Origin of the sequence: Streptomyces sp. NPDC127117 (assembly GCF_042677325.1) — a bacterium.
Classification (GTDB): Bacteria; Actinomycetota; Actinomycetes; order Streptomycetales; family Streptomycetaceae; genus Streptomyces.
Map to the genome: position 1 here is coordinate 171,324 of NZ_JBHXTM010000011.1, position 16,142 is coordinate 187,465.

General features: G+C 70.5%; 13 protein-coding genes. 4 read left to right on the top strand and 9 right to left on the bottom strand.

The genetic code is table 11. The annotated features are described in order from the left end of the window. Positions 1–555: 555 nt before the first annotated feature. The 4 genes from ACFVH0_RS12925 to ACFVH0_RS12940 form a co-directional block, all read right to left on the bottom strand. Positions 556–1,884, bottom strand: coding sequence for a class I SAM-dependent RNA methyltransferase (locus ACFVH0_RS12925; protein WP_385819606.1), 1,329 nt, complete (start codon positions 1,882–1,884; stop codon positions 556–558). A 120-nt stretch (positions 1,885–2,004) separates the two neighbouring features. Continuing rightward, a complete protein-coding gene (locus ACFVH0_RS12930) occupies positions 2,005–4,053 on the bottom strand; it encodes an APC family permease (RefSeq protein WP_385819607.1) in 2,049 nt (682 codons plus the stop codon). A 112-nt stretch (positions 4,054–4,165) separates the two neighbouring features. Next, positions 4,166–5,191 carry a 1-aminocyclopropane-1-carboxylate deaminase gene (locus tag ACFVH0_RS12935; RefSeq protein ID WP_385819608.1) on the bottom strand — a complete coding sequence of 342 codons (1,026 nt, stop codon included), beginning with the start codon at positions 5,189–5,191 and terminating at the stop codon, positions 4,166–4,168. 164 nt (positions 5,192–5,355) lie between these two features. After that, positions 5,356–6,147, bottom strand: a complete 792-nt coding sequence (locus ACFVH0_RS12940) for a GntR family transcriptional regulator (protein ID WP_385819609.1) — start codon at positions 6,145–6,147, stop codon at positions 5,356–5,358. A gap of 274 nt (positions 6,148–6,421) precedes the next feature. Between ACFVH0_RS12940 and ACFVH0_RS12945 the strand changes: the two genes are divergently transcribed. Further along, positions 6,422–7,090, top strand: coding sequence for a TrkA family potassium uptake protein (locus ACFVH0_RS12945; protein ID WP_124721011.1), 669 nt, complete (start codon positions 6,422–6,424; stop codon positions 7,088–7,090). Further along, a complete protein-coding gene (locus tag ACFVH0_RS12950; protein ID WP_266729246.1) occupies positions 7,090–7,767 on the top strand; it encodes a TrkA family potassium uptake protein in 678 nt (225 codons plus the stop codon). Before ACFVH0_RS12945 ends, ACFVH0_RS12950 begins: the two co-directional genes overlap by 1 nt. A gap of 91 nt (positions 7,768–7,858) precedes the next feature. Here the strand turns inward: ACFVH0_RS12950 and ACFVH0_RS12955 are convergent, their stop codons facing one another. From ACFVH0_RS12955 to ACFVH0_RS12975, 5 genes are all read right to left on the bottom strand, one after another. After that, positions 7,859–8,629, bottom strand: coding sequence for a DUF3159 domain-containing protein (locus ACFVH0_RS12955; RefSeq protein ID WP_385819610.1), 771 nt, complete (start codon positions 8,627–8,629; stop codon positions 7,859–7,861). A 3-nt stretch (positions 8,630–8,632) separates the two neighbouring features. Further along, on the bottom strand, positions 8,633–9,049 hold the full coding sequence (locus tag ACFVH0_RS12960) for an OB-fold nucleic acid binding domain-containing protein (RefSeq protein WP_164495335.1): 417 nt from the start codon (positions 9,047–9,049) through the stop codon (positions 8,633–8,635). A gap of 155 nt (positions 9,050–9,204) precedes the next feature. After that, positions 9,205–9,897, bottom strand: coding sequence for a response regulator (locus ACFVH0_RS12965; RefSeq protein WP_385819617.1), 693 nt, complete (start codon positions 9,895–9,897; stop codon positions 9,205–9,207). Positions 9,898–9,985: 88 nt separating this feature from the next. Further along, positions 9,986–12,529, bottom strand: a complete 2,544-nt coding sequence (locus ACFVH0_RS12970; protein WP_385819611.1) for an ATP-binding protein — start codon at positions 12,527–12,529, stop codon at positions 9,986–9,988. Between the two features lie 175 nt (positions 12,530–12,704). Beyond that, complete coding sequence (locus ACFVH0_RS12975) at positions 12,705–13,454, bottom strand: ABC transporter ATP-binding protein (protein ID WP_385819612.1); 750 nt, start codon at positions 13,452–13,454, stop codon at positions 12,705–12,707. A gap of 256 nt (positions 13,455–13,710) precedes the next feature. On the opposite strand from ACFVH0_RS12975, the gene ACFVH0_RS12980 reads away from it, so the two are divergent. Together ACFVH0_RS12980 and ACFVH0_RS12985 are read left to right on the top strand one after the other, a co-directional pair. Beyond that, complete coding sequence (locus ACFVH0_RS12980) at positions 13,711–14,622, top strand: M20/M25/M40 family metallo-hydrolase (protein ID WP_385819613.1); 912 nt, start codon at positions 13,711–13,713, stop codon at positions 14,620–14,622. A 22-nt stretch (positions 14,623–14,644) separates the two neighbouring features. Further along, positions 14,645–16,075 carry a M1 family metallopeptidase gene (locus ACFVH0_RS12985; protein WP_385819614.1) on the top strand — a complete coding sequence of 477 codons (1,431 nt, stop codon included), beginning with the start codon at positions 14,645–14,647 and terminating at the stop codon, positions 16,073–16,075. Positions 16,076–16,142 lie beyond the last annotated feature (67 nt).

Sequence of the window (16,142 nt, forward strand, 5' to 3'; positions counted from 1 at the left end):
GAGCGCCGTCGCCAGGCCCCGAGTCCGTACCGCCGGATGGCAGCTCGCCACTCACATGCGCACATACCCCCGCTCGACGCACTGAAGACCGCCTTGCGCCGGCGGGGAATCAAGAAGGGCTCGGGACTGATTCATCACAGCACTGCGGCTCGCAATACGTTTCCATCCCCTGCGAGGATCGGCTGCTGGACACTGGCGCGACCGCCTCCGTCGGCTCCTTCAAGGCCGAACTGGCGAGATGCTGACCAGGTCGAACGCCTCGCCGTCCAGTGGACCTCCACTCGAAGAGTTCGAGGCCCGGCACCACCGATCCCAAGCGACCACGAGCGCTACCGGACACGCATGACGCCCCGTCAGAATTAGCGTCAGATGAGCGTCGAAATGATCTCTCACTGCCCCGCGAAGATCGGGGCAGTGAATCCCTCATCCAACACGCCATCCACAGAACCGCAGGTCAGAAGCATTCGGCAGTCCGATGGCATTCCCCACATCATGCCCACCCGAAAACAGGTCGGCATAATCCGTCAAAAACCGGCCACACCAGAAAACCGCAGGTCAGGAGTCCTTCTTCACCGGCTCCAGAATCGCCACGCACTCCACGTGATGCGTCATCGGAAACAGATCGAACGCCCGCAACGTCCGCACCCGGTACCCGCCGTCCCGGAAGTAGGCCAGGTCGCGCGCCAGCGCCGCCGGGTCGCATGCGACGTACGCGATGCGGCGCGCGCCCAGGCCCGCGAGGTGGTTGACGACCTGCTTGCCGGCGCCTGCGCGGGGTGGGTCGAGGACGATCAGGTCGCACTCGGTGATGCCGGTGCGCGGGAGGATCTGGTCGACCTTGCCGTGTTCGATGCGGACGCGGTCCAGGTCCTTCAGGTTGTGGCGGGCGTCCTCGACCGCGCGCTTGCCGGACTCGATGCCGAGGACGGCGCCCTTTTCGCCGATGCGCTGGCCGATGGCGCCGGCGAACAGGCCGACGCCGCAGTAGAGGTCGAGGGCCATGTCGTTCTTGCGGGGCAGCAGACCCTGCATGACGGCGCGGACCAGGGTGTTGGCGGCCTGGGGGTGGACCTGCCAGAAGCCGCCGGATCCGACGCGGTAGGTGCGGTCGTCGGCGCGCTCGCGGACGAAGGCGCGGCCGTGGACGCGGTGGATGCCGCCGTCCCGCTCGTCGACGCGCATCACCGAGACCGGCTTGTCGAGCTCGACCAGGGGCAGCCGGCCGCCGGGCCTCGGGGTGAGGATGACCTGGCGGTCGTGGGAACCCGTGGCGGCGATGGCCTCCACCGAGGCCATGCCGGGCCAGTCGCGCTTCTCGATGCCGAGCTCCGTGACGCCGGGGGCGGCGATCAGGCAGCGCTCGACGGGCTCCACGTCGTGCGAGCGGTGCTTGCGCAGGCCGACCTTGCCGTCCTCGTCGATGGCGTACTGGACGCGGGTGCGCCAGGCGGGAACCTCACCCGCCGGGAGCTTGTCGCCCTCGGCCGGCATGACCGTGCCGTCCCAGCCCGCCTCCTCGGGGGTGAGGCCCGCGAGGCGCTGGAGCTGTTCGGCGATCACTTCGCCCTTGAGCCGACGCTGGGCGCCGGGCTTGGCGTGCTGCCAGTCGCAGCCGCCGCACTTGCCGGGGCCCGCGTACGGGCAGGGCGCCTCGACGCGGTCCTTGGACGCCTCGATGATCCGTACCGCGTCGGCGCGCAGGAAGCGGGAGTCGCTCTCGCCGTCGGTGACCCTGGCGATGACCTTCTCGCCGGGGAGCGTGTGCCGTACGAAGAGGACCCGGCCCTCCGAGGTGCGGGCGATGCAGTGGCCGCCGTGTGCGACGGGGCCGACCTCGACCTCGTACTCCTCCCCGACCAGCGACGACGTGGGTTCGTTCTGCATGAGGGAGTGGCTCCAGGGATCAAGGGGAAACGGCCGGACAACAACCACGGCCGGACAACAACCTACGATTCTACGTGGGTGTCGTCCGGCCGTTTACCACCAGCGGGAGCGGCCTTGCGGTCAGCTCCTGCCGCTGGGTTCCTTGGGCCTGCGCTCCACCGGGCCGCGGCGCACCGAGCCCGGCGCGTTCCATTCGGCGCGCTTCCTGGCGCGCTTCTTGGCCACCTCGGAGGACTCCAGCTGGTACGGCACGGAGGTCACCATGACGCCCGGGGTGAACAGCAGCCGCCCCTTGAGGCGCAGGGCGCTCTGGTTGTGGAGAAGGTGCTCGTACCAGTGGCCGACCACGTACTCCGGGATGTACACGCTCACCACGTCGCGCGGGCTCTCCCGGCGCAGGCTCTTCACGTAGTCGATGACCGGGCGGGTCACCTCGCGGTACGGGGAGTCGAGGATCTTCAGCGGGATGTCGATGCCGCGCCGCTCCCAGTCGTCCTTGAGCGCCTTTGTCTCCGCCGGGTCGACGCTGATGGAGAGCGCCTCCAGCCGGTCGGAGCGGATCAGCTTGGCGTAGGCGAGGGCACGCAGGGTGGGCCGGTGGAGCTTGGAGACCAGGACGATCGAGTGGACCCGGGAGGGCCGGATGATCTCGTCGGACGGTGTCTCGTCGGCGGCGATCTCCTCGGCGACCCGGTCGTAGTGCCTGCGGATCGCGGTCATCGTCCCGTAGAAGATCACCATGCCGAGGAGCGCGACCCAGGCGCCGTGGGTGAACTTGGTCGCGAGGACGACGACGAGCACCAGGCCGGTGAAGAAGGCGCCGAAGGTGTTGATCGCGCGGGAACGCACCATGTGGCGGCGCTTGGCCGGGTCCTTCTCCGTCCGCAGGTGGCGGTTCCAGTGCCGGACCATGCCGGTCTGGCTGAGGGTGAAGGAGACGAAGACGCCGACGATGTAGAGCTGGATGAGCCGGGTCGAGTCCGCACCGTAGATCCAGACGAGCAGGATGGCCGCGCCGGCCAGCAGCACGATGCCGTTGGAGAAGGCGAGCCGGTCGCCGCGGGTGTGGAGCTGGCGGGGCAGGTAGCGGTCCTGCGCGAGGATCGAGCCGAGCAGCGGGAAGCCGTTGTACGCGGTGTTGGCGGCCAGGAAGAGAACGAGTGCGGTGGCCGCCGCGAGGACGACGAAGAAGAACGTGCCGTCGCCGAAGACCGCCGCCGCGACCTGGGAGATCACCGGGTCCTGGACGAAGGACGGGCCGACCGGAACACCGTGGTTGATCAGGTCCTTGGCCGGGTTCTCGGCCATCTTCACATCGGTGGCCATGGCCAGGCCGATGATGCCGCAGAACATGGTGACGGCCAGCAGGCCCATCATCGCGAGCGTCGTCGCGGCGTTCTTGCTCTTCGGCTTGCGGAAGGCGGGCACACCGTTGCTGATCGCCTCGACACCGGTGAGGGCGGCACAGCCGGAGGAGAAGGCCCGCAGCAGCAGGAAGACCAGCGCGAAGCCGCTCAGCCCCGCGTGCTCGGCCTTGATCTCGTAGCCGGAGGTCGGTGCGTGCATGGTGTCGCCGAGGACCAGCCCCCGGAACGCGCCCCAGATGATCATGATGAAGACGCCGGCCACGAAGAGGTACGTGGGGATGGCGAAGAGCTTGCCGGACTCCTTGACGCCGCGCAGGTTCATCAGCGTCAGCAGCACGATGGCGGCGATCGCGCACACCGTCTTGTGCTCGACGACGAACGGGATCGCGGACCCGAGGTTCTCCACCCCGGAGGAGATCGACACGGCGACGGTCAGCACGTAGTCGACCAGCAGTGCGCTCGCCACGGTCAGCCCGGCCTTGGGGCCGAGGTTGGTGGTGGCGACCTCGTAGTCACCACCACCGCTCGGGTAGGCGTGCACGTTCTGCCGGTAGGAGGCGACGACCGTGAACATCAGGACCACGACGGCGAGCGCGATCCAGGGGCTGAAGTGGTACGCCGACACGCCCGCGATGGAGAGCACCAGGAGGACTTCTCCGGGCGCGTAGGCCACCGAGGACAGCGGGTCGGATGCGAAGACGGGAAGTGCGATGCGCTTGGGGAGGAGCGTTTCTCCCAGCTTGTCGCTGCGCAGCGCCCGTCCGATCAGGATCCGTTTGGGCACGTCGGTCAGTTTGGACACGCTGAGGATCGTAAGCGTTCCGTATGGAAGCCGCAGACGCACCACCCCCGTGGCCCTGCAATCTCCTGCGCTCGGCCGAAAACGCCGCGGAATCCTTAACGAAATCCTTGCACTATGCGTCTGCGAAAAGGGCGCTGTAACCATTCAATGCGGGCTGGCCGCCGAGATGCGCGTAAAGGACGGTGGAATCGCGGGCGATCTCGCCGCGCGCCACGAGGTCGACCGTTCCCGCCATCGACTTCCCCTCGTACACGGGGTCGGTGACCATGCCCTCGGTACGGGCGGCGAGCCGCATGGCGTCGAGGGTCGCGTCGTCGGGGATGCCGTAGGTGCCCGCGTGATAGCGCTCGTCGAGCTCGATGTCGTCCACGGTGAGTTCCCGGCGCACACCGATGAGCCCTGCGGTGGCGGCCGCGATCCGGGCGATCTGCTCGCGGGTCCGGGTGGGTTCCGCGGAGGCGTCGATGCCCAGTACGCGTCGCGGACGGGCGCCCGCCTCCTCCAGAGCGGCGAAGCCCGCCACCATGCCGGCCTGGGTGGAGCCGGTCACCGAGCAGACCACCACGGTGTCGAAGAACACGCCGAGCGCGCGTTCCTGCTCGGCGACCTCGTACGCCCAGTTGGCGAAGCCGAGCCCGCCCAGCGGGTGGTCGGACGCGCCCGCGGGGATGGCGTACGGCCTGCCGCCGCCCTCCTCCACCTCGCGCAGCGCCTGCTCCCAGCTCTCCTTGACCCCGATGCCGAACCCGGCGCGCACCAGACGTACGTCGGCGCCGGCCAGCCGGCTGATCAGGATGTTGCCGACCTTGTCGTAGACGGCGTCGGGCCACTCGACCCAGCTCTCCTGGATGAGTACGCACTTGAGACCGGCGCGGGCGGCGACCGCAGCGACCTGACGGGTGTGGTTGGACTGGACGCCGCCGATGGATACGAGGGTGTCGCAGCCCTTCGCGAGGGCGTCGGCGACGAGGTATTCGAGCTTGCGGGTCTTGTTGCCGCCATAGGCGATGCCGGAGTTGCAGTCCTCCCGCTTGGCCCAGACCGCGGCGCCGCCGAGGTGCTCGGTGAGCCGGTCGAGCCGGTGCACGGGCGAGGGACCGAAGAGGAGGGGGTAGCGCTCGTACGAGGAGATGGACACGGGGGCTCCTTTGGTCGGGCGTGGGTGGGGGTGGGGCGGGGCAGGGCGGGACGAGACGGAGTGGCGGGCCATTCGGGCCGCCCGCCGGACTGCCCGGCCGGTTCCTGCTCGATCGGCTCCTGCTCGATCGGCTCCTGCCCGGCCGGTTCCTGCTCGGCCGGTTTCTACTCGGCCGGCTCCTGCCCGGCCGGCTCCTGCCCGGCCGGTTTCTGCTCGGCCGGTTTCTGCCCGGCCGGTTTCCACTCGGCCGGCTCCTGCCCGGCCGGCTCCTGCCCGGCCGGTTCCTGCTCGGCCGGCTCCTGCTCGGCCGGTTCGTCGGCCAGCTCTTCGAGCGCCCGCCAGATCTCGGCGGTGATCCCGACCGCCGCCTCGGCGTCACGCGCCGCGCACGCCTCGATCAGCCGCTCGTGCAGCTCCGCGGAGCCGTGTGCGGAGCCGGCCGTACCGAACTGCCGCCACTCCAGGCGCCGGATCAACGGCGTGTAGCGCTCGACGGTGGCGGCCACGGCCCCGTTGCCGCAGGCGGCGACGAGTACGTCGTGGAGCCGGTCGTCGGCGCGCAGCGCCTCCGCCACGTCGCCACGGCCGGTCGCCTTCCGGAACCGTTCGTTGGCCGCGCGCATCACGGTGATGTCCGCGTCCGTGAGGTGGGGTACGGCGGTCCTGGCGGCCAGTTCCTGCATGGCTCGTACGACAGCCGCCGCGTCCCGGACGTCGCCCGGAACCAGCCGGGTCACCCGGGTGTAGCTCTGTGGCTTGGACTCGACGAGGCCCTCCCCGGCGAGCCGGGACAGCGCGTCGCGGACCGGGGCCCGGGAGAGCCCGAGGCGGTCGGCGAGGTCGGCGTCGCGGACGGGGGCACCGGGCGGGATGTCACCGCGGACGATGGCGTCGCGGATCGCTTCGTAGGCGGTGTCCCGCAGCAGGGTCCGCCGGACGGGGCGCAGGGTCTCCATGAACTGACATGTTAGATGTCTGTGTGCTCCGTACTCAAGGGTCGCCTCATGGGTTCGTCCGTCAGCGGCCGCGATCGGCGGTCCCGGCCGCCCTCCGCGCGGGGCACGGCGAAGGCCCACTCGGATGAGGCTTCGCACTCCGGGCCGCATAAGCTCATCCTGGGCAACGGGACACACCGTTGCCCCGTTGTTTGCCCGGCAAGCTGAGAAAGAAGTGTGAGCAGGGTGTTTTCGCAGGTCAGCCGGACGACCAGGACTGCGAGGTAGGCGCAAGGTGCACATCGTCATCATGGGCTGCGGGCGAGTAGGAGCCGCTCTCGCGCAGACCCTGGAGCAGCAGGGGCACACGGTCGCCGTCGTCGACCAGGACCCGACGGCGTTCCGCCGTCTCGGGTCCGGATTCGGCGGACGGCGCGTCACGGGTGTCGGCTTCGACCAGGACACCCTCCGCGAGGCGGGGATCGAGGAAGCCGGTGCGTTCGCCGCGGTGAGCAGCGGCGACAACTCGAACATCATCGCCGCCCGGGTGGCCCGCGAGATGTTCGGCATCGAGAATGTCGCGGCGCGGATCTACGACCCCCGGCGTGCCGAGGTCTACCAGCGCCTCGGCATCCCCACGGTCGCCACCGTGCGCTGGACCGCGGACCAGATGCTGCGGCGGCTGCTGCCTTCCGGCGCCGAGCCGCTGTGGCGGGATCCGAGCGGCGGTGTGCAGCTCGCGGAGGTGCACACCACGCCGTCCTGGATCGGCCACAAGATCAGCACGCTGCAGGAGGAGACGGGCGTCCGCGTGGCGTTCCTCACCCGGCTGGGCGAAGCCATACTGCCCACCTCGCAGACGGTGCTGCAGGAGGGCGACCTGGTCCACGTGATGATGCGTACGGACGAGATCGCGAAGGTCGAGGCGGCCTTCGCCGAGGGTCCTGAGGAGGGCGGTCACTGATGCGTGTCGCGATTGCCGGGGCCGGTGCGGTGGGCCGTTCCATCGCGGGCGAGCTGCTGGAGAACGGGCACGAGGTGCTGCTCGTCGACAAGGCGCCGACCGCCATCTCGGTGGAGCGGGTGCCGATGGCCGAGTGGCTGCTGGCGGACGCCTGCGAGATCACCTCGCTCGACGAGGCGGCGCTGCAGCGCTGCAACGTCGTGATCGCCGCGACCGGCGACGACAAGGTGAACCTGGTCGTCTCGCTGCTCGCCAAGACGGAGTACGGCGTGCCGAGGGTCGTCGCCCGGGTCAACAACCCGAAGAACGAGTGGTTGTTCAACGAGGCCTGGGGCGTCGACGTGGCGGTCTCGACGCCGCGTCTGATGTCGGCCCTGGTCGAGGAGGCGGTGAGCGTCGGCGATCTGGTCCGGCTGCTGCGCTTCAGCCACGGCGACGCCAACCTGGTCGAGCTGACGCTGCCCCCGGAGTCGGCGCTGGCCGGCACCCAGGTCGGCGAGGTGGCCTGGCCCGAGGACACCTCGCTGGTCACCATCATCCGCGGGCAGCGGGTTCTGACGCCGAACACCGAGGAGACCCTGGAGGCCGGCGACGAGCTGCTGTTCGTGGCCGCGCAGGCTCGCGAGGAGCAGTTGGAGGACCTGCTGTCGGTGCGCCGGGGCGACTCGGACGACTGACGGACAGGGCGTACGTACGGGGAGGGGCCCGGACCGTGTGACACGGTCCGGGCCCCTCCCCGTAGGTTTCGGAGCGACTGCCTGCTACGCCTCAGAACTCCTGGTTGCGCGCCGCGGCGGCTGCGGCGGCCTCGGCCGCCTTGCGGTCCTTCTCCGCCTGCTCCTCGGCCTCCATCTCGGCGAAGACGTCGATGGGCGGCGGCGCCTTGGCGAGGAAGACCCAGGTCAGATAGACCGCGAGCAGGAACGGGGGGATCTTCAGGGCGACCAGGACCCAGCCGAACTGCGTGGTGTCGGCCCACCAGTACAGCGGGAAGAGGATCGCGCACTTGGCGAGCAGGATCAGGCCCCAGGCGTAGCTGGCCTTGGCGTACGCCTTCTTGCGGCCCGGGTTCCTGGTGCGCCAGGAGAGGTTCTCCTTGAACACCGGCCCCAGGATCAGACCGATCAGCGGCACCCCGGCAAGGGTGGTGATCAGGTAGGCGAGGGCCAGGCCGAGCGTGTAGAGCATGCCCGGCAGATAGAAGTCCTTGGCGTTGCCCGTCATCATCGCGAAGACCACGCCGAAGGCCACACCGAAGACGCCGCTGAAGGCGTGCTTGACGGTGTCCTTCCGGATCAGCCGCACGACGACGAGGATCAGGGACATCGCCAGGGCCGCGATGGCCGAGCTGTGCAGATCCTTGTTGATCGTGAAGATGGTGACGAACAGCAGCCCGGGCACGACGGTCTCCACCATGCCCCGGACACCGCCGAACGCCTCGAAGAGCGCGGCCTCGGTGACCGCCTTCGCGTCGGTCGCCTCCTGATCGGTGCGGGTGGTGCGGTCCGTGTCGGACGTCGGCTTGTCGAGAGACGTCACCGGCTACTCCTTGCCGAGCGGTCGGAGTTCGTATTTGGGGTTGAACAGCACCCGGCGCCCGTGGCTCATGGCGATCCGGCCCGAGGCGATGAGCTTGCGTCCCGGTTCTATGCCCACGATGGAGCGCCGGCCCAGCCAGACGACGTCCAGCGGAGCGGTGCCGTCGAAGAGCTCGGCCTCCAGCGCGGGCACTCCGGCGCGCGGCCGCAGGGTGACGGTCCGCAAGGTACCAGTCACCTTCACGATCTGGCGGTCGGTGCATTCGGAGATCCGTGTGCAGCCCGAGGCCTGCGAGTCCTCCTGGAGCTCCTCGGACTCAAGATCCTCCTGCGAGGTGGACAGCCGGTCGAGCATCCGCCGGAAGCGGCCCGACGGCTTTTCCGCCTTGCCGGACTTGTCGGATCGAGGAACAGCACTCATACCCGAAGGGTACCGGTCCCGGCTGCTCCGGGCGGGTGTCTCCGCTCTCACTCGAACGGGTGACCGGGCGCAGGCCCCGCAAGACGGCCCGGCCACCCTCACAGACCGCGGTGGTGGGGCCGGCCGCCCTGGCGTCCGTCTGCCCCGCTGCCCGTTCAGCCGCGCTCGAAGCGGTACCCCATGCCCGGTTCGGTGACGAAGTGCCGGGGGTGCGAGGGGTCGGCCTCCAGCTTGCGCCGCAGCTGGGCCATGTAGACCCGCAGATAGTTGGTCTCGGTGCCGTACGAGGGCCCCCAGACCTCCTGGAGCAGCTGCTTCTGGCTGACCAGCCGGCCGCTGTTGCGGACCAGGACCTCCAGCAGATGCCACTCGGTGGGGGTGAGCCGTACGTCGCGCCCCTCGCGGTGGACCTTCTTCGCCGCCAGGTCGACGGTGAACCCCTCCGTCTCGACGATCACGACGTCGTCGGAGCCCTGCTGCCCGACGGGTTCGGCACGCCGGACCGAGGCGCGCAGCCGGGCCAGCAGCTCGTCCATGCCGAACGGCTTGGTGACGTAGTCGTCGGCGCCGGCGTCCAGGGCCTCCACCTTCTCGTCGGAGGTGTGGCGGGCGGAGAGGACGAGGATCGGCACCCGGGTCCAGCCGCGCAGCCCCTTGATCACCTCGACGCCGTCCATGTCCGGCAGCCCGAGGTCGAGGACGACCACGTCGGGGTGACGGGCGGCGGCGAGCTGGAGGGCGGTGGCGCCGTCGGGCGCCGCGTCCACCTCGTACTTGCGCGCCTTCAGGTTGATCACGAGGGCGCGTACGATCTGCGGCTCGTCGTCGACCACAAGCACCCGGGTCATGGGGGCCCTGCCTTTCTGCTGTACGGCGATCTCCCGGGACGTACCGGAGATCATGAGGTGATCCATGTGGTCGGGCGTTGCGCCCGGTTCATGAGGTGACCCGCGCGGGCAGGTCGGGGCTGACCGGAACGTACCCCGGCGCCGCCTTGAGCGTCAGCACCATGGTGAGGCCGCCGCCGGGGGTGTCCTCGGCGTCCAGCGTGCCGCCCATGGACTCCACGAAGCCGCGGGCCACGGCGAGGCCCAGTCCGACGCCGGCGCCGCGCGGGGCGTCGCCGTAGCGCTGGAAGGGCTCGAAGATGCGCTCCTTGGCGTCGTCGGGGACGCCGGGGCCGCGGTCGGCCACCCGTAGCTCGACGCGTTCGCCGAGTGCGCTGGCGGCCACCGTGACGCGCTCCGCGTAGCGGCTGTACTTCACGGCGTTCTCGACGATGTTGGCGACGGCCCGCTCCAGCAGCCCGGGGTCGACCTCGACCATCGGCAGGGTCTCGGGGATGTCCAGGTCGACGCTGTCCTCGGGGACACCGCCGAGCGCCATCGGGACCACCTCGTCGAGGTCGATCTCGCGGATCAGCGGGGTGACGGTGCCGGTCTGGAGCCTGGACATGTCCAGGAGGTTGCCCACCAGGTGGTCGAGGCGGTCGGCGCCGTTCTCGATGCCCTCCAGGAGTTCGGCCTGGTCCTCGTCGGACCAGGCGACGTCGTCGGAGCGCAGCGAGCTGACGGCGGCCTTGATGGCGGCGAGCGGGGTACGCAGGTCGTGGCTGACGGCGGCGAGCAGCGCCGTCCTGATCCGGTTGCCCTCGGCGAGCCGCCGGGCCGCCTCCGCCTCGCCGACCAGGCGCTGCCGCTCCAGCACGACGGCGGCCTGCGCGGCGAACGCGCCGAGCACCCGGCGGTCCTCGGCGGGCAGCACCCGGCCGGAGAGGGCCAGCGCCATGTGGTCGCCGACGGGCATGTCCACATCGGCGTCCTCCGGCCGGGCCACCGGACCCGGCCCGACGCTCCCGGCACACGTCCACGGGTCGACGTCGCTCGCGCGTTCCAGCAGGGCGACGGACTCCATGCCGAAGGTCTCGCGGACCCGGTCCAGGAGCGCGTCCAGCGTCGTCTCGCCGCGCAGCACGCTGCCGGCCAGGAAGGAGAGGATCTCCGACTCGGCGCGCAGCCGGGCCGCCTGATGGGTGCGGCGGGCCGCCAGATCGACGACCGAGGCGACCGAGACCGCCACCGCGAAGAAGATCACGATGGCGACGAAGTTCTCCGGGTCCTGCACCGTCAGGGTGTGGGTGGGCGGGGTGAACCAGTAGTTCAGCAGCAGTGAGCCGGCGGCGGCCGACGCGAGGGCGGGCAGCAGTCCGCCGAGCAGGGCCGCGGCGACCGTCATGAAGAGGAAGAGCAGTACGTCGTTGGCGAGCCCGGGGCCGTTGCCCAGGCCGCTCAGGATCAGCGTGAGGAGGGCCGGGCCGCCCACCCCGACCAGCCAGCCCCAGATGATCCGGACCCGGCCCAGCCGGGCACCGCGGGCGATGGGCAGACCGCGCCCCTTGGCGACCTCTTCGTGAGTGACGATGTGGACGTCGAGGTCGGGCCCGGACTCCCGGGCGACTGTGGCGCCCACCCCGGGGCCGTAGATGTACTGCCAGGCCTTGCGGCGGCTGGAGCCGAGGACGATCTGCGTGGCGTTCACCCCACGGGCGAATTCGAGGAGCGCGGAGGGGATGTCGTCGCCGATGACGTGGTGGAACGTGCCGCCCAGGTCCTCCACGAGGGTGCGCTGGACGGTGAGTTCCTTGGGGGAGGCCGAGGTCAGCCCGTCGCTGCGGGCTATGTAGACGGCGAGGATCTCGCTGCCCGAGCCCTTGGCCGCCATCCGGGACGCGCGGCGGATGAGCGTACGGCCCTCGGGGCCGCCGGTGAGTCCGACGACGATGCGTTCGCGGGCCTGCCAGGTGGTGCGGATGTTGTGCTCGCCGCGGTACTGCTGGAGGTATTCGTCGACCCGGTCGGCGACCCAGAGCAGGGCCAGCTCGCGCAGGGCGGTCAGGTTGCCGGGGCGGAAGTAGTTGGACAGCGAGGCGTCGATCCGGTCCGGCTTGTAGATGTTGCCGTGGGCCATCCGGCGGCGCAGCGCCTGTGGCGACATGTCGACCAGTTCGAGCTGATCGGCCCGGCGTACGACCTCGTCGGGGACGGTCTCGCGCTGTCGCACACCGGTTATCGCCTCGACGACGTCACCGAGCGACTCCAGGTGCTGGATGTTGACGGTGGACACCACGTCGATGCCGGCCTGGAGGAGTTCCTCGACGTCCTGCCAGCGTTTGGCGTTGCGGGAGCCCGGCACATTGGTGTGTGCCAGTTCATCCACCAGGGCGACGGCGGGGGCGCGCTCCAGGACCGCGTCGACGTCCATCTCGGTGAAGACGGCGGAGCGGTACTCGATCTCGCGGCGCCGGACCTGTTCGAGACCGTGCAGCATGACCTCGGTGCGCGGCCGGTCGTGGTGCTCCACGAAGGCGACGACGCAGTCGGTGCCGCGCTCCACGCGCCGATGGGCCTCGGAGAGCATCGCGTAGGTCTTGCCGACGCCGGGTGCCGCACCCAGGTAGATCCGAAGCTTGCCGCGTGCCATGGCCCCATTGTCTTCTCTTGAACCCGGCTGCGTCCGATGCGGCAGCCGCTTCGAAGCTACCTCGCAGATTGTCGGCACATGGCACGGCGGGTGGAGCCGGGGACCGTATTGACAGGATTCTGACGCCGCGGACGGTCCGCGGGCGCCCCCGGAAGGCTCCCGCGGTCCCGCCGCCCTACGCGTGCTCGACGATGTGCCCGTCGCTCAGTTCCAGTACCCGGTCCGCCAGCCCCAGCAGCTGGGTGTCGTGCGTCGCCACCAGCGCGGTGACGCCCTCGCCGCGTACCACCGCGCGCAGCAGCTCCATCACGGCGAGCCCGGTCTCCGCGTCGAGCTGTCCGGTCGGCTCGTCCGCGATCAGCAGGGCGGGCCGGTTGGCGAGGGCGCGGGCGATGGCGACGCGCTGCTGCTGGCCCCCGGACAGCTCGCCGGGGCGCTGGGCGGCGTGATCCGCCAGGCCGACCAGGGAGAGCAGCAGCGCCACCCGGTCCTCGCGCTCGCGCGGGTCCGCCTTGCGCAGCCGCAGGGGCACGCCGACGTTCTCCGCCGCGGTCAGGATCGGGATCAGGCCGAACGACTGGAAGATGAAGCCGATGCGGTCCCTGCGCAGTTCCAGGAGTCCGTCCTCGCCCAGCTCGGCGAGGTCCGTGCCGTCGACGGTGATCCGGCCGCCGTCGGGGCTGTCGAGCCCGCCGAGCAGGTTGAGGAGGGTCGTCTTGCCCGAGCCCGACCGGCCCTTGAGCGCGACCAGCTCGCCGCGCGGCACCTCGAAGGACACCCCGCGCAGCGCGTGCACGGCTCCGGCGCCGGAGCCGTACGAACGGTGCAGGTCCTCGACCCGGACCATGGGGCCGCCTGCCGGTTCCTCGGCGACTGCGGTGCCGCCCTGTCCGTCGGTGCCCGCCCGGCCGGTGCTCTCGGTCATGTCTCTCCCCGTAAACGTGCTCGGTCCCCGTAGGCCGCCAGTATGTGCAATACGCACAGCTCTGGACAATGGCCGACGGCTGTCGGCCCCCGGGACGCCGATGTGGTGGCCGTGCCGCGCCGCCCTGGCGAAGTGCTACCGCTTCCCGACAACTTCACGACAACTTTCTGACACCGGCCGACCAGCCTGGCCGACGTCCGGGCCGGCGGGGCGAGCGCCCCGTCCTGACCGTCCGGACCGTCTCGAAAGGGTGCGTATGACGTCACGCAGGAGCCTTCCCCGGCTGGCGGCCGCGGTTCTCGGGGTGTCCCTGACCCTGTCCGCGGTCCCCGCCGCCACCGCGGACACCCGGTCCCCCACGGTCCCTACCGCCCCCACCGTCTCCGAGCAGCAGGTCATGCCCCACCTGCGCGCCCTCCAGCGCATCGCGGACCGCAACGGCGGCAACCGCGCGCACGGCACGAAGGGGTACGCGGAGTCGGTGGCGTACGTGAAACGCGCCCTGGACCGGGCCGGATTCCGTACGAAGCTGGTCCCCTTCACCCACGACGGCGCGGCGGGCAACAATCTGGTCGCCGACTGGCCGGGCGGTGACCCGGACCATGTGCTGATGACCGGCGCCCACCTCGACAGCGTGAAGGAGGGCCCGGGGATCAACGACAACGGCTCGGGGTCGGCCGCGGTCCTGGCCACCGCGCTCCAGGTGGCCAGGTCCGGCCTGAAGCCCGAGCGGCACCTGCGGTTCGCGTGGTGGGGCGCCGAGGAGCCGGGGCTGATCGGCTCGGCGGAGTACGTCAGGAAGCTCTCCGCGGCCGAGCGCCGCAGGATCGACGTCTACCTCAACTTCGATCAGGCGGGCAGCAGGAACACCCGGCAGTGGCTCGTGATCCACGACGACGAGCACGGTGAGACGGAGGCCCGGCAGGCGTTCGAGGCATGGTTCGCCGAGCGGTCCATCCCCACCTTCGACATCGGCGTCGGCGGCTCGGACCACGAGTCGTTCGGCAACGCGGGCATCCCGTCCTCCGGCTTCAGCACCGGCATCTCGGACTGCATCCACGAGGCGTGCGACGACCTCTCCAACGTGGATCCGGAGACGGAACGGACCAGCACCGAAGCCCTCGTCGGCGTGCTGTGGAAGCTCGCCGCCACCACACCCCGGCACTGACCGCCACCCCCAGGAACGAGACATGTACAAACTCCTGAACCGACGCCGCAGGACCGTTGCCGCCCTGGTGGCCGCGGTCGTGAGCGGCTCCGTGCTGGCCACCGTCCCCGCCTCGGCCGCCATCGGCGGCCCCGGTCTCGGCGACCCGTACTTCCCCGACGACGGCAATTCCGGCTACGACGTCTCCCACTACGACGTCCGCATCGCCTACGACCCGGCGCACACCGACCGGCTCGACGGCGACACCACCGTCACCGCCCGCGCCCTGACCCGTCTGGACCGGTTCGGCCTGGACCTCAAGGGCTTCACCGTCGCATCGGTAGAGGTCGACGGCGTCCCGGCGAAGGCGGTCTCCCGTTCCGGCGCCCATGAACTGGTCATCACCCCGGCCCGCCCGGTGGCCAGAGGCGCCACCTTCAGGACCCGGGTGAAGTACGCGGGCCGGCCCGACCCCGAGGGCTGGCACACGCTGCGGACCGGTGGCGCGAACGTGGCGGGCGAACCGCACTCCGCGACCTCCTGGTACCCCGCCAACGACCACCCGTCCGACAAGGCCACCTTCGCCCTCACGGCGACGGTCCCCGACGGCTGGACGGCCATCGGCAACGGCCTGCCCGGCCCGGAAAGCGTCAAGGACGGCAGCAGGACCTTCCGCTGGTTCGAGAACCGGCCGATGGCCACCTACCTCAGCACGGTCGCCATCGACCGGTTCACCGTCCACCGCGGCCGGACCGCCGCCGGGACACCGGTCATCACGGCATACAGCCCGGATGCCGTCATCGACGCCGAGGCGGAGGCCCAGCAGACGGAGATCCTGGACTTCCTGGCCGCGAAGTTCGGCCCGTACCCGTTCTCCTCCGCGGGCGCCATCGTCGTCGGGGCCGCCGAAGGACCTTCCGACGGCCCCCTCGCCCTGGAGACACAGAGCCGCCCCACCTACGGCGCCACGCTCTTCGACGCCTCGATGGTCCACGAGAACACCCACCAGTGGTTCGGTGACAGCGTCTCGTTCAAGGACTGGCGGGACGGCTGCACAGCCGAGTGCTTCGCCCAGTACGCGGGGCAGTTGTGGGAGGAGCACAAGGGCGCCGACCTGGACCGGGACTACTACCGGTCCGAGGTGGAGGAGTACGCCGACGACCCGTCGTTCTGGTCCGTCAGGCTCTACGACCCGGGACCGGGCCGGGAGCTGGACCAGGCCCTGTACTTCAAGGGCTCGCTGATGCTGCACGCCCTGCGCCGCACGGTGGGCGACGAGGCGTTCTTCCGGACGCTGCGGACCTGGACCCGCGAGCACGCGTACGGCAACGCCTCGTTCCGGCAGTTCGAGGCGCTGGCGGCGAAGGTCTCGGGCAAGGACCTCAAGGGCTTCTTCGCGGCGTGGGTGGACGGCACGGTGATCCCGCCACGGAAGTATCTGTACCCCGGCCCCCTGGGCACCCAGGCCCGGTGAACAGACGTGGCGGGGGGGCCGGGGCCCCCCCCCCCCCCCCCCCCCCCCCCAGAAAGGCCCCCACACA

Excerpts from the sequence above, each read along its gene's own strand:
- ACFVH0_RS12925 (WP_385819606.1), bottom strand. The coding sequence starts at position 1,884 with ATGCAGAACGAACCCACGTCGTCGCTGGTCGGGGAGGAGTACGAGGTC.
- ACFVH0_RS12940 (WP_385819609.1), bottom strand. The coding sequence starts at position 6,147 with ATGGAGACCCTGCGCCCCGTCCGGCGGACCCTGCTGCGGGACACCGCC.
- ACFVH0_RS12950 (WP_266729246.1), top strand. The coding sequence starts at position 7,090 with ATGCGTGTCGCGATTGCCGGGGCCGGTGCGGTGGGCCGTTCCATCGCG.
- ACFVH0_RS12960 (WP_164495335.1), bottom strand. The coding sequence starts at position 9,049 with ATGAGTGCTGTTCCTCGATCCGACAAGTCCGGCAAGGCGGAAAAGCCG.
- ACFVH0_RS12965 (WP_385819617.1), bottom strand. The coding sequence starts at position 9,897 with ATGACCCGGGTGCTTGTGGTCGACGACGAGCCGCAGATCGTACGCGCC.
- ACFVH0_RS12970 (WP_385819611.1), bottom strand. The coding sequence starts at position 12,529 with ATGGCACGCGGCAAGCTTCGGATCTACCTGGGTGCGGCACCCGGCGTC.
- ACFVH0_RS12975 (WP_385819612.1), bottom strand. The coding sequence starts at position 13,454 with ATGACCGAGAGCACCGGCCGGGCGGGCACCGACGGACAGGGCGGCACC.
- ACFVH0_RS12980 (WP_385819613.1), top strand. The coding sequence starts at position 13,711 with ATGACGTCACGCAGGAGCCTTCCCCGGCTGGCGGCCGCGGTTCTCGGG.
- ACFVH0_RS12985 (WP_385819614.1), top strand. The coding sequence starts at position 14,645 with ATGTACAAACTCCTGAACCGACGCCGCAGGACCGTTGCCGCCCTGGTG.